Below are 13298 nucleotides of genomic sequence, written 5' to 3'. Positions count from 1 at the left end.
CAATCGGAGGGGTGAGCGCATCCTCTCCTCGGCAGTCCTCCGCCCGGCAGTCCTCCGCCCGCCGGGCCGGCCCCCCCTTCTTCAAGGGGCACGGCACCCAGAACGACTTCGTGATCGTGCCGGACCCGGACGGCGTGCTGGAGATCGGCCCGGAGGCGGTCGCCGCGCTGTGCGACCGGCGGGCCGGCATCGGGGGCGACGGGCTGCTGCGCGTGGTGCGCGCGGCCGCCGACCCGGCCGCCGCGGACCTGGCCGACCGGGCCGAGTGGTTCATGGACTACCGCAACTCCGACGGCAGCATCGCCGAGATGTGCGGCAACGGCCTGCGGGTCTTCGCCCGCTTCCTGGTCGAGGCCGGCCTGGCGGAGCCCGGCGAGCTGGCGATCGCCACCCGCTCCGGGGTGCTCACCGCGACGGTCGCCGAGGACGCCGGGGACGGCACGCCCGGCGAGGTCACCATCGGCATGGGCCGCGCCCGGCTGCCTGGCCCGGAGGGCATCGAGGTCGCGGTCGGCGAGCGGCGCTGGCCGGCCCTGAACGTCAACATGGGCAATCCGCACGCGGTGGCCTTCGTGGAGAGCCTGGACCACGCCGGGGACCTGCGCAGCGCGCCGCTGACCAGCCCCGAGGGGGCCTACCCGGAGGGCGTCAACGTCGAGTTCGTGGTGGACCGCGGCCCGCGGCACGTGGCGATGCGGGTGCACGAGCGCGGCTCGGGCGAGACCCGTTCCTGCGGCACCGGCGCCTGCGCCGTCGCGGTGGCGGCCATCCGCCGGGACGCCGCCGACCCGGCGGTCACCGGCGAGGCGGTCTCGTACACGGTGGACGTGCTGGGCGGCCGCCTGGTCATCACCGAGCACCCGGACGGCCGGGTGGAGATGACCGGGCCGGCGGTGATCGTGGCCGAGGGGCGGCTCGACGGGCGCTGGTGGGAGTCGTTGCTCCAGGGCTGACGGCTCGGTTTGCCCAATTCGTTCGGTGACGAATCCCCCCGATCGGGTGATACCGGTCGCGGACGGGAATCACCGCGTCGCGGAACGTGCTCTGCTCGGTAGCATGGACCACCGGGTCGATCACCCCACGGGGAGGGGCAGCGCCCGGCGACGTTGCCGGAGGTGCCGATGACCATCGAAGCCGGGCAGCCCCCTCTCGCGGGGCAGCCGACGAGCGCACGGCAGGCCGGGGCCAGGAGGCCCCTGGGGGAGCTCGGCCGGGCCGCCCTCGGGCGGGCCGGGCGGGCCGCCTTACTGGCCACCGGGCGCCCGCCCGTCCCGGACGCCCTGGAACCGCTGGTCCGGGTGCACCGGCAGCACCATCCGCAGGCGGACCTCGCCCTGCTGGCCCGGGCGTACCGGCTGGCCGAGGCCAGCCACCGCGGCCAGAAGCGCAAGAGCGGTGAGCCGTACATCACCCACCCGCTGGCCGTCACCATGATCCTGGCCCAACTCGGCGCAGGGACGACCACCTTGGTCGCCTCGCTGCTCCACGACACCGTCGAGGACACCGAGTTGACGCTGGAACAGGTGGGCGCCGGGTTCGGGCCCGAAGTCGCCTACCTGGTCGACGGGGTGACGAAGCTGGAGAAGGTCGACTTCGGCGCCGCCGCCGAGGCGGAGACCTTCCGCAAGATGCTGGTCGCCACCGGGGACGACGTCCGGGTGATGGTGGTCAAGCTCGCCGACCGGCTGCACAACATGCGCACCATCCGGCACATGAAGCCGGCCAGCCAGGCGCGGATCGCCAAGGTCACCCGGGACGTGCTGATCCCGCTGGCCGAGCGGCTCGGCATCCAGGTGCTCAAGGCGGAGCTGGAGGACATCGTCTTCGCCACCCTGCACCCCGAGGAGCACGCCCGCACCCGCGCCCTGATGGCCGGTCACGAGGCCGAGCCGGACACCCTGCTGGAGCCCTTCGCCCGTCGGCTGGCCCGTCAGCTGGCCGAGGCCGGGGTCGCCGCCGAGGTGACGGTACGGCCCCGGCACTGCGTCTCGCTGCACCGGGTGCTGGTCAAGCGGGCCGCCGCGCCCGGGCCGGACGGGCAGCCGCAGCGGCCGCAGCCCGCCGACTTCGGGCGGCTCCTGGTGGTGGTCGAGGAGAACGCCGACTGCTACGCCGTGCTCGGCGAACTGCACACCTGCTGGACACCGCTGCCCGGGGAGTTCAAGGACTTCGTCGCCGCCCCCAAGTTCAACCTCTACCAGTCGCTGCACACCGCCGTGGCGCTGGACGGCGCGGTGGTGGAGGTGCTGGTCCGCACCCGGCGGATGCACCAGGTGGCCGAGACCGGAGTGGTCGCGCTCGGCGACCCGTCCCGCACCGGCGCGAGCCAGGACGCCGACGAGCTGGACCGCACCGACCCGGCCCGGCCCGGCTGGCTCAGCCGGCTGCTGGAGTGGCAGCAGGAGACCCCCGACCCGGACGCCTTCTGGTCCGCGCTCACCGCCGACCTGGCCGGCGACCGCGAGATCACCGTGGTGACGGAGAGCGGTGAAACGCTTCAGCTCAGGGCCGGGGCCAGCTGCGTGGACGCCGCCTACCTGCTCGGCGAGGAGACCGGCCACCGGTGCATCGGCGCCCGGGTCAACGGCCGGCTGACCGCGCTGTCCACCGTGCTCCAGGACGGGGACGTGCTCGCGGTGCTCACCGAGGGCCCCCCGGCCGGGAGCGGCCAGCGGGGCGCCGAACCCTCGGGGCCCTCGCCGGAGTGGCTGGCGCACGCCCGCACCCCCGCCGCCCGGCTGGCCATCGAACGCTGGCTGGCCGACCACCCGGCCCGGCTGCCGGTGGTGCGCACCGGTCCGGCCGGCGGCCAGCCCGCCCCGCCCGCGCACCCGGCGGGCGAGCGCCGGGCCGCCCCGGTCGCGGTGGCCGGCCGCCCCGGGGCGACGGTGCGGCTGGCCCGCTGCTGCACGCCCGTTCCCCCGGACGAGGTGGCCGGCTACCCGATCCGCGGCGGCGCGGTGGCCGTGCACCGCACCGGCTGTCCCGCCGGGCAGCGACTGCGCGCGGACGGGCGCACCGAGCTGGAGGTCCGCTGGCGGCCGGAGGACGCCCCCGGGGCCGGACACCGGGTCACCCTGCGGGCCGAGGCGCTGAACCGGCCCCGGTTGCTCGCCGACCTCACCGCGGCGATCTCCGCCGAGGGCGTCGGCATCGTCTCCGCCGAGGTCGAGCCGCCGCAGGAGCTGCGGGTCCGGCACACCTACACCGTCGAACTGCCCGCGCCGGGCGCGCTGCCCGCACTGATGCGGGCGATGCTCAGGGTCTCCGGGGTCTACGACGTGAGCCGTCCGCACGCGCCGGAGGGGACCCGGACCCGGCACGGCGGAAATGGGGATGACCGGCCCGCGCCGGGCATGCGACCATCATGGGGAATTCACGGCCGGTCCACGGCGTTCTCAGGGCACGGGAGCTCTGGCGGGACCCAGGGGCCCCCTCCGCAGCATTCCAGCGACCAAAGGACAGAATGACCTCCACGTTCGACACCCGCGACCACGCCGACGCCCCGCGCCGCCTCGACGGTCTGCGAGCGGAAGCCCTCATGGACGAGGACCTCGCGGCCATCGACGAGGACCTCGGCCACAACTACGACGGCGACCAGTACGACCGCAGCGAGCGCGCGGCCCTGCGCCGGGTCGCCGGCCTCTCCACCGAACTCGAAGACGTCACCGAGGTCGAGTACCGCCAGCTCCGTCTGGAGCGCGTGGTGCTCGTCGGCGTCTGGACCGACGGCACCCTGGAGGAGGCGGAGAACTCGATGGCCGAGCTCGCCGCGCTCGCCGAGACGGCCGGCTCCGAGGTCCTGGACGGCGTCATCCAGCGCCGCGACAAGCCCGACGCGGCCACCTACATCGGCTCCGGCAAGGCGCAGGAGCTGCGCGACATCGTCGCCTCCAGCGGCGCCGACACCGTGGTCTGCGACGGTGAGCTCACCCCCGGCCAGCTGATCCACCTGGAGGACGTGGTCAAGGTCAAGGTCGTCGACCGGACGGCCCTGATCCTGGACATCTTCGCCCAGCACGCCAAGTCCCGGGAGGGCAAGGCACAGGTCTCGCTCGCGCAGATGCAGTACATGCTGCCGCGCCTGCGCGGCTGGGGTCAGTCGCTGTCCCGGCAGATGGGTGGCGGTGGCTCCGGCTCCTCGGGCGGCGGCATGGCCACCCGCGGTCCCGGTGAGACCAAGATCGAGACCGACCGGCGCCGGATCCGGGAGAAGATGGCGAAGCTCCGCAAGGAGATCGCCGAGATGAAGAAGGGCCGCGACACCAAGCGCCAGGAGCGCAGGCGCCACCAGGTGCCGTCCGTGGCCATCGCCGGGTACACCAACGCCGGCAAGTCCTCCCTCCTCAACCGGCTCACCGGCGCGGGCGTGCTGGTGGAGAACGCGCTGTTCGCCACCCTGGACCCGACCGTGCGCCGGGCCCAGACGCCGAGCGGGCGGCTGTACACCCTGGCCGACACCGTCGGCTTCGTCCGGCACCTGCCGCACCACCTGGTCGAGGCCTTCCGCTCGACCATGGAGGAGGTCGCCGACGCGGACCTCATCCTGCACGTGGTGGACGGCTCGCACCCCGAGCCGGAGACGCAGCTGGCCGCCGTCCGCGAGGTCATCGTCTCGGTCGAGGCGCAGAACGTCCCCGAGATCGTGGTGATCAACAAGGCGGACGCCGCCGACCCGCACGTGCTCCAGCGCCTGCTGCGCCGCGAGCCGCACGCCATCGTGGTGTCGGCCCGCAGCGGCACGGGCATCGAGGAGCTGCTGAAGCTCATCGACGACGAGCTGCCGCGGCCGGCCGTCGAGGTGCGGGCCCTGGTGCCCTACACCCAGGGGGCGCTGGTCTCCCGGGTGCACAAGGAGGGCGAGCTGCTCGCCACCGAGCACACCGGCGAGGGCACGCTGCTGCACGCCAAGGTGCCGGCCGAGCTGGCCGCCGAACTGGAGCACTTCGCGGTCGCGCTGCACGGCTGACCGGCCTGCTGAAGTAGCCCCCGGACGATCGCGTCCGGGGGCTACTTCACGTTCTTGGTGAAGTAGTCGAAGGCCTGCTTCGCCTGGTCCTGGAGGGACGGCCCGGCCAGGTGGCCGACCGGGTCGCGGTCGCCGATCGAGCTGACGCTGACCAGGTTGGGCTTGCCGTCCTTGGTGATGAACCAGCCACCGCCGCCCGCGCCGCCGGTCATGGTGCAGCCGATCACGTACATCGGCGGGCTGGCCGGATCGAAGGACAGCCGGCCCGGCGCCGCGGTGGAGTCGCAGTGCTGCAGCTCCATGCCGTCGAAGGGCCGCTCGACCGGGTAGCCGAAGGCGGCGGCCGAGGTGATCTGCTCGCGGGGGGCGTTGAACCAGACCGGGACGGAGCCGCCGACGGTCTCCTCCAGGGAGCGGCCGGAGTCGGACTCGCCGCGCACCCGGACGATCCCGTAGTCGTACTGGTCGCGGGCGCCGACGCCACCCTCCTGCAGCCAGGTCGGCGACACCAGGGCGCGCACCGCCGTCCAGCGGCCGTACGGGGCGGCCTGCTGGTCGCCGTACGGCTTGCCGCGGGCCGCCCGGCCGTCCCGGTTGCTCGCCTGTCCGTCCCGGTTGAAGGCGGGCACGAAGACCAGGTTCTTCACCCAGCCGCCGCCCCTGCCGTCGTGCAGACAGTGGGCGGCGGTGTAGACCAGGTTGCTGCGGCCCGGGTTGAGCGGGTCGGAGACCACCGTGCCGGAGCAGACCGCGTCGCCCTGGGAGGTGGTCATCAGCAGCTTGCCGACCACGGCGGAGTCCGGGCCGTACGGGTGCGGTTGGGGCCGGGCCTGGACGGTGGCCGGCGGGGCGTCCCGCTGGACGGTGCCCGGGGAGGCGGCGGTCAGCGAGTACTCGGGGGTGGGACGGGCCCTGGCGGCCTCCGTCCGGGCGGTCGTCCAGTAGCCGGGGGCCACCTGGTTGGTGAAGCCGCTGTCGGCGACGTACCGGGCCCAGTCCTCCAGCTTCCAGCCGCTCAGGTCGCCGAGGCTGGTCGGCGCGGCCCTGGGCAGCGCCGCGGGCGGGGCGGGCGGGGCGGCGGGGCCGTCCGGCCCGCAGGCGGCCGCGGTGAGCGTCAGGGCGGCGAGCAGCGCGGCGCTGGCCGTGGCGGCCCGCCGCCCCCGGGTGCCGGTGGTGCGGATGGTGCGCAAGCTGAGGTGTCCCCCGTGGTGGTGCCGGTCACTGCTTCCTGGAGATCCAGTCCAGGGCCTGCTTGGCGACCGTCTCCAGGTACGGGCCGCTCAGCGAGGTGTGGTCCTGGGTGCCGATCGAGGTGTTGCTGACCAGGGCGGTCCGGCCGTCCGGCATGGTGGCGAACCAGCCGCCGCCGCTGGCGCCCTGGGTCATGTCGCAGCCGATGGTCAGCATGGACGGGCGCTTGGCGTCGAAGGACAGCCGGGTGGGCTTGCCGCCGTCGCACTTGTAGAGCTCCTGGCCGTCGAACGGCTTGACCAGCGGGTAGCCGACGGCGGAGACCTTGAGCTGGTCGCGGGGCGCGTCGAACCACACCGGGGCGGCCGAACCGACCGTCTCCTCCAGGGACTTGCCGGTGTCGTTCTGGTTGTGCACGCGCATCACGGCGAAGTCGTACTGGTTGGCGGCGTCACCGGTCGAGCCGCCCTCGACCATCCACTGCGGGGAGGTGACGACCTGGTCGGCCCACCAGGTCCCGAGCGGGGCCAGTTCGGCCAGCGGGGCCTTCCTGCCCCCGCTGGAGGCACCCGAGTTGTTGTACGCGGGGACGAAGACCAGGTCCTTGTAGAAGGTGCCGCCCTTGCCCTCGTGGACACAGTGCGCGGCCGTCCAGACCAGGTTGCTCCGGCCCGGGTGCTGCGGGTCGGCGATCACCGTCGCCGAGCAGTTGCCCCGGCCGCCCTGGGCGGAGAAGAACACCTTCCCGGACGGCTGCTTGAGGTACGGGCGGGGCACCTGGACGGCCTTGACCACCGGCGGCTCCGGATCGGTCACGCCGTCGGCGGCGGCCGGCTTGGCGGTCGGCGGGGCCGGGTCGGCGGGCTTGGCGTCACCCATCTTGTCCGGGTTCCAGAAGTCCTTCACCACCGGGTTGTTGAAGACGTGCTTGGACGCCCACTTGTCCCAGTCGTCGAACTTCCACTTCTTCAGGTCGTCCCAGCTCTTCGGCAGACCCTCCAGCAGGCTGCTCGGCAGTCCGGACGGCAGGGTGATCCCGCCGATGACGCCGCCGGGGGTCGCCGGGGCGCTCGCGTCCGCGGCGGGCGGCGGCGCAGGGGTCCCGGCGCCGCCGGCCGGGCCGTCCGGTCCACAGGCGCTCGCGGCCAGCAGCGTTCCGGTGACCAGGGCGGCGGCCAGGGCTGACCGGTGGATCGATGGCATCTGTGCGCTTCCCCCTGTGCTCGGTCGGACTTCGGTGTGGCGGCTCACCGCCCTGGAGTCTTCCATCGCCGGGGAGGACGGCGGCGGCCACCCCCCGGGTTCCGGAGCTGACCGGACGTCACCGGTCCGTGACGCGCGACCGTTCCCCTCGTTGGCACAGCAGGGCCGCCCCGCCCGGTGGTGCACTATCCCCGGTCTTCACCCGGACGAGTGATCGGTCCTTGTGATCACCCGTCGGGGATAGGTAACCCTTACCTGACGCGACGGTGCGAGCGCCCGCCGACCCCCTCCACCACCAGCGCGCGTCCGCACCCCCACGCGCACCAAGGAGCAGCCTTGAGCACCGCCCTCACCGGAGCCCCGCCCGTACCGCCGCCGATGGCGGAGCGGGCCGCCTCGCCCGACCCGCTGCTGCACCCCGATCCCGCCGTCGCCGCCGAACAGGCCGCCGTGGAGGCCCTGTTGCGGTGCTGGACCCGGGAGACCGGAGCCCGCCCCGCGGCGGACGGCCGACTGCGGATCGACGTCCTCGGCGGCGCCGCCCGGCTCACCGCCCCGGTCCGCCACTGGTCGCCCGGCGGCTGGCACCGCTTCGGCCCGGCCACCCTCTCCGCGGGGGAGGGGACCGCGGAGGCCCCGGTGGACGCCGTCACCGCCGCCGCGCTGCTCGCCGCCGCGGCCGCAGAACGGCCCGACCCCGGACGGGTCGCCGACCTCGCCGCCCGGGTCGCCGACTCGGTGATGCGCACCGCCGAGATCCTCGCCCACCGCCGCACCGGCGCCGAACCCGGCGGGCCGGAGCGCTCCCACTTCCTCGCCGCCGAGCAGTCCCTGCTGCTCGGCCACCCGCTGCACCCCACCCCGAAGAGCCGCGACGGCCTCGGCCCGGCCCAGAGCGCGGCCTACTCGCCAGAACTCCACGGCTCCTTCCCGCTGCACTGGTACGCCGTGGACCGTGCGCTGCTCGCGGCCGACTCGGCCGTCGCCCAGAGCGCCGACCGGCTCACCGCCGCCCTGCTCGGCGGCGGCACCGCCCTGCCCCCCGGCACCGCCGCCCTGCCGCTGCACCCCTGGCAGGCCCGCGAACTCGCCCACCGACCGGCCGTCGCCGCCCTGCTCGCCGACGGGCTGCTGCACGACCTCGGCCCGGCCGGCGAGCCCTGGCACCCCACCTCCTCGGTGCGCACCGTCTACCGGCCCGGCACGCCGTGGATGCTCAAGCTCTCGCTCGGCCTGCGGATCACCAACTCCCGCCGGGAGAACCTGCGCAAGGAGCTCCACCGCGGCCTGGAGGTGCACCGCCTGCTGGAGAGCGGCCTCGCCGCCGAGTGGCGGGCCGCCCACCCCGGCTTCGACATCGTCCGCGACCCGGCCTGGATCGGCGTCGACCACCCCGACCTCGGCGACCCGGGCGGCCTGGACACCGTGCTGCGCGCCCAGCCCTTCGCGCCCACCGACCGCGCGCTGTGCGTGGCCGGGCTGGTCGCCGAACAGCCGCGCGGCACCGGCACCACCGTGCCGTCCCGGCTCGGCGACACCCTGCGCTCGCTCGCCGCCCGCACCGGCCGCCCGCTGCGCACCGTCGCCGCCGAATGGTTCCTGCGCTACCTGGACGCCGTCGTGCTGCCCGTCCTCTGGCTGGACGGCCGGGGCGGCATCGCGCTGGAGGCGCACCAGCAGAACAGCATCGTCCTGCTGGACGCCGACGGCTGGCCCAGCGGCGGCCGCTACCGCGACAACCAGGGCTACTACTACCGGGAGAGCGCCGCCGAGCGGCTCACCGCCCGACTGCCCGGACTCGGCGCGCGCAGCGACACCTTCCTGCCCGACGCCGTCATCGACCACCACTTCGCCTACTACCTCGGCATCAACCACGTGCTCGGGCTGATCGGGGCCCTCGGCTCCCAGGGCCTCGCCGACGAGACCGTGCTGCTGGCCGGGCTGCGCCGGTTCCTGGCCGACCCGCGGGCGGCCGCCACCGGATCGGCGCTGCCCGCACTGCTGCTGGACGCGCCCACCCTGCCCTGCAAGGCCAACCTGTTCACCCGGATCAACGGCCTGGACGAGCTGGTCGGGCCGGTCGCCACCCAGTCCGTGTACGTGGACATCCCCAACCCGGTGGCGGGTGGCTGATGCGGGTCGACCCGCCCGGGTGGGGTGAAGTCCCCACCCCGGCCGGCCGGTTCCGGCTCGGCCCGGTCCGGCTGCCCGCCGACCTGGAGCTGCTCACAGGCTGGATGAACGACCCCGAGGTCGCCGAGTTCTGGGCGCTCGCCGGGCCGCCCGCCGTCACCGAACGGCACGTCCGGGCCCAACTCGACGGCGACGGGCACAGCGTGCCCTGCCTGGGCCTGCTCGGTGGCGCGCCGATGAGCTACTGGGAGGTCTACCGGGCCGACCTCGACCCGCTCGCCGCGCACTACCCGGCCCTGCCGCACGACACCGGTGTGCACCTGCTGCTCGGCCCCGCCGCCAGCCGTGGCCGGGGCCTGGGAGCCCACCTGCTGGCCGCACTGGCGGGAATGGTCTTCGGTCACGTTCCTTCCTGCGAGCGCGTGGTGGCCGAACCGGACGTCCGCAACCTGCGCTCGGTCCGGGCCTTCGAACGGGCCGGATTCCGGGCCGCCGCCGAACTCGACCTGCCCGACAAGCGCGCCGCCCTGATGGTCCGCGACCGAGACCCGCTCCCCGCCTAGGAAACGCCAGTGGACACCCTCCTCCCGCACGACCCCCCGTACGACCTGCTTGGCGTCGGCATCGGCCCGTTCAACCTCTCGCTCGCGGCCCTCGCCGAGCCCGTACCCGGCCTGCGCACGCTCTTCTGCGACCAGCGCCCGGAGTTCCGCTGGCACCACGGCATGCTGGTGGACGGCGCCCGGATGCAGGTGCCCTTCCTCGCCGACCTGGTCTCGCTGGTGGACCCGACCAGCCCATGGTCCTTCCTCAACTACCTGCGCGCCCAGGACCGGCTGTTCCCGTTCTACTTCGCCGAGCGCTTCCAGCTGCCCCGCCGGGAGTACGACCACTACTGCCGCTGGGCCGCCGAACGGCTGTCCAACTGCCGCTTCGGCACCGAGGTCACCGCCCTGCACCGGGAGGGCCCGCTGTTCCGGGTCGAGCTGACGGACACCGCGACCGGGCGGCGCACCGAGGCCAGGGCCCGCAACCTCGCGCTCGGCGTCGGCACCCGGCCCGTGCTGCCCGAGGCCTTCGCCGGGCTGGCGAACCACCCGCGGGCCTTCCACTCCGCCGAGTACCTGGACCGCCGCGCCGACCTGGCCGGCGCCCGGGACATCACCGTGGTCGGCAGCGGACAGTCCGGTGCCGAGGTCTTCCTCGACCTGCTCCGCCGCCACGAGGGCGACGGCGTCCGGCTGCGCTGGCTCACCCGGACCAGGGCGCTCGCCCCCATGGAGTACTCCAAGCTCGGCCTGGAGCACTTCACCCCCGACTACACCCGCTACTTCCACGGCCTGCCCGGCCCCGTACGGGACGCCCTGGTCACCGCCCAGTGGCAGCTGCACAAGGCCGCCAGCGCCGAGACGCTCGCCGAGATCCACGACCACCTCTACGAGCGCACCATCGGCCGCCCGATCGACACCGCCCCGGTCGAGATCACCCCGGGCACCGCCGTCACCGATGCCCGCCCCGGCCCCTGCGGCGGCCTCGAACTGTGCTGCCGGCACACCGACTCCGGCGCCGAGCACGTGGTGCGCACCGATGCCGTGGTGCTCGCCACCGGCTACCGCGCCGCCCGCCCGGCCGCCCTCGAACCGCTCGCCCACCTGATCGACTGGGACGAGTCCGGGCGCTACCGGGTCGACCTCGACCACAGGGTCGCCACCCGGCCCGGGCTCGCCGGCGGCCTCTACGTCCAGAACGCCGAACTGCACACCCACGGCGTCGGCACCCCCGACCTCGGCCTCGGCGCCCACCGGGCCGCCGTCATCCTCAACGCCGTCACCGGACGGACCGTCCACCGGCTGCCCGAGCGCACCGCCTGGACCGGCTTCGCGCCGCCCGTCCCCGCCGCGGCCACCGTCCCGGCCGTCCCCACCGCCCCGACCGAACCACCCGCCCCCGTCGTCCCCCGCCCCCAGGAGCTGACCCGTGCCGCAACCGTCGGCCGCTGAACCGCCGCTCTACCTGCCCCCGCACCTCACCGCCGGGCACTGGCAGCGGGCCGGCCGCGCCCTGCTGGCCAAGATGCTCGGCGAGTTCGCCTACGAGGATCTCATCAGGCCCGTCCCGGGCGCGCTCGACGGGGAGTACCTGCTGAAGCTGCCCGAGGCCGAGTACCGCTTCGCCGCCCGGCGCGGCGCCTACGACAGCTGGCAGGTCGACCCGGAGTCGGTCCGCTGCTCCCAGCCGGACGGCCTGGACCCGCTGCGCTTCCTGCCGTACGCCCGGGAGACCCTCGGGATGCGCGGCGAGACCACCGCCCACCTGATCCGCGAACTCTCCGCCACCCTGACCGCCGACGCCCGCCAGCTCGCCACCGCGCTCACCGCCGCCGAACTCGCCGACCTCGACCACCCCGCTCTGGAGGGGCGGCAGGGCGGCCACCCGTGGATCGTCCCCAGCAAGGGCCGGATCGGCTTCTCCGGCACCGACTCCGCCCGCTGGACCCCGGAGGCCCGCAGCCCCCGCCCGCTGCCCTGGATCGCCGTCCACCGCCGGCTCGCCCAGTACCGCGGCGTGCCCGGCCTGGAGCACCCCGAGCAGCTGTACGCCCGCGAGGTGGACGACGTGGCCGCGCTGCGCGCCCCGCTCGGCGCCGACGCCGACGACTACCTGCTGCTGCCCGTCCACCCCTGGCAGTGGGACGAGACGGTCCTGCCGCTGTTCGCCCCCTGGATCGCCTCCGGCGAGATCGTCCCGCTGCCCTCGGACGGCGACCCACGGCTGCCCCAGCAGTCCATCCGCTCCTTCTTCAACACCGCCCACCCCGAGCGCTGCACCGTCAAGCTGCCGCTGTCCATCCTCAACACACTGGTCTGGCGGGGACTGCCGGTCGAACGGACCCTCGCCGCGCCCGCCGTCACCGCCTGGCTGCACCGGCTGCGCGACGCGGACCCGTACCTGCGGGACGAGTGCCGGGTGATCCTGCTCGGCGAGATCGCCTCCGTCACCGTCGACCACCCCGTCTACCGGGAGATGCCCGAATCGCCGTACCAGTACAAGGAGCTGCTCGGCGCGATCTGGCGCGAGCCGCTCGGACCCTTCCTCGCCCCGGACGAACGCGCCCGCACCCTCGCCGCCCTGCTGCAGACCGGCTCCGACGGGCGGGCGCTGGCCGCCGAACTGATCACCCGCTCCGGCCTCACCCCCGCCGAGTGGACCGGCCGGCTGTTCGCCGCGATGCTGCCGCCGCTGCTGCACTTCCTCTACCGCTACGGACTGGTCTTCTCCCCGCACGGGGAGAACGCCATCGTGGTCTTCGACGAGCGCGGCACCCCGACCCGGCTCGCGGTCAAGGACTTCGTCGACGACGTCAACCTCAGCGACCAGGATCTGCCCGAACTGCGCGACCTGCCCGCCGAGGTCGCCGACGTGCTGCTGCGGGACGACCCCCAGGGCCTGTGCCAGTTCATCCACTCCGGGCTGTTCATCGGCGTCTTCCGCTACCTCGCCCCGCTGCTGGAGGCGCAGACCGGACTGCCCGAGGCCGAGTTCTGGGCCCTGCTGCGCGCCGGGATCCACCGCTACCAGGACCGCTTCCCCGAGCTGGGCGAGCGCTTCGAGCTGTTCGACCTGTTCCGGCCCCGGATCGACCGGCTCTGCCTCAACCGCAACCGGCTGATCATGGACGGCTACCAGGACCGCCCCCACCGCCCGCACGCCGTCCGGCACGGGACGGTGCCGAACGCCCTGGTCACCGTGGAGGTGCGCCTTCCGGGACAACGGGACCGGATTGTCACCCCGGCCCCGTAGG

The 13298-nt window shown here is 74.5% G+C and carries 9 protein-coding genes; 7 read left to right on the top strand and 2 right to left on the bottom strand.

The window, feature by feature from the left end; all coding sequences use genetic code 11:
• Positions 1–11 precede the first annotated feature (11 nt).
• The 3 genes from dapF to hflX all read left to right on the top strand — a co-directional run bounded on the left by dapF (position 12) and on the right by hflX (position 4969).
• Positions 12–953 (top strand): diaminopimelate epimerase, encoded by a 942-nt coding sequence (dapF, locus tag ACH4J0_RS37190; protein WP_396245607.1) that lies wholly within the window; start codon positions 12–14, stop codon positions 951–953.
• A gap of 168 nt (positions 954–1121) precedes the next feature.
• Positions 1122–3470 (top strand): RelA/SpoT family protein, encoded by a 2349-nt coding sequence (locus tag ACH4J0_RS37185; RefSeq protein WP_396245606.1) that lies wholly within the window; start codon positions 1122–1124, stop codon positions 3468–3470.
• Complete coding sequence (hflX, locus tag ACH4J0_RS37180) at positions 3467–4969, top strand: GTPase HflX (protein ID WP_396245605.1); 1503 nt, start codon at positions 3467–3469, stop codon at positions 4967–4969. The genes ACH4J0_RS37185 and hflX overlap by 4 nt, the downstream gene beginning before the upstream one ends.
• A gap of 41 nt (positions 4970–5010) precedes the next feature.
• On the opposite strand, the gene ACH4J0_RS37175 is transcribed toward hflX, so the two are convergent.
• On the bottom strand, positions 5011–6159 hold the full coding sequence (locus ACH4J0_RS37175; protein ID WP_396245604.1) for a trypsin-like serine peptidase: 1149 nt from the start codon (positions 6157–6159) through the stop codon (positions 5011–5013).
• A 28-nt stretch (positions 6160–6187) separates the two neighbouring features.
• Positions 6188–7363, bottom strand: coding sequence for a trypsin-like serine peptidase (locus ACH4J0_RS37170; protein WP_396245603.1), 1176 nt, complete (start codon positions 7361–7363; stop codon positions 6188–6190).
• Between the two features lie 240 nt (positions 7364–7603).
• Between ACH4J0_RS37170 and ACH4J0_RS37165 the strand changes: the two genes are divergently transcribed.
• The 4 genes from ACH4J0_RS37165 to ACH4J0_RS37150 are packed head-to-tail and all read left to right on the top strand — an operon-like array spanning position 7604 to position 13297.
• Positions 7604–9496: an IucA/IucC family protein gene (locus tag ACH4J0_RS37165; RefSeq protein ID WP_396245627.1), complete on the top strand. Its 1893-nt coding sequence runs from the start codon at positions 7604–7606 to the stop codon at positions 9494–9496.
• Positions 9388–10059 (top strand): GNAT family N-acetyltransferase, encoded by a 672-nt coding sequence (locus ACH4J0_RS37160; RefSeq protein WP_396245626.1) that lies wholly within the window; start codon positions 9388–9390, stop codon positions 10057–10059. The genes ACH4J0_RS37165 and ACH4J0_RS37160 overlap by 109 nt, the downstream gene beginning before the upstream one ends.
• Positions 10060–10068: 9 nt before the next feature.
• A complete protein-coding gene (locus ACH4J0_RS37155; protein ID WP_396245602.1) occupies positions 10069–11496 on the top strand; it encodes a lysine N(6)-hydroxylase/L-ornithine N(5)-oxygenase family protein in 1428 nt (475 codons plus the stop codon).
• Positions 11474–13297 (top strand): IucA/IucC family protein, encoded by a 1824-nt coding sequence (locus ACH4J0_RS37150; protein WP_396245601.1) that lies wholly within the window; start codon positions 11474–11476, stop codon positions 13295–13297. Before ACH4J0_RS37155 ends, ACH4J0_RS37150 begins: the two co-directional genes overlap by 23 nt.
• Position 13298 lies beyond the last annotated feature (1 nt).

The organism is Kitasatospora sp. NPDC017646, assembly GCF_044329365.1.
Classification (GTDB): domain Bacteria; phylum Actinomycetota; class Actinomycetes; order Streptomycetales; family Streptomycetaceae; genus Kitasatospora.
The sequence above is the reverse complement of the archived record's forward strand: the minus strand, read 5'-3'. Positions and strand labels throughout refer to the sequence as shown.

Coding starts and splice junctions, on each gene's coding strand:
- ACH4J0_RS37185 (WP_396245606.1), top strand. CDS start 1,122: ATGACCATCGAAGCCGGGCAGCCCCCTCTCGCGGGGCAGCCGACGAGC.
- hflX (WP_396245605.1), top strand. CDS start 3,467: ATGACCTCCACGTTCGACACCCGCGACCACGCCGACGCCCCGCGCCGC.
- ACH4J0_RS37170 (WP_396245603.1), bottom strand. CDS start 7,363: ATGCCATCGATCCACCGGTCAGCCCTGGCCGCCGCCCTGGTCACCGGA.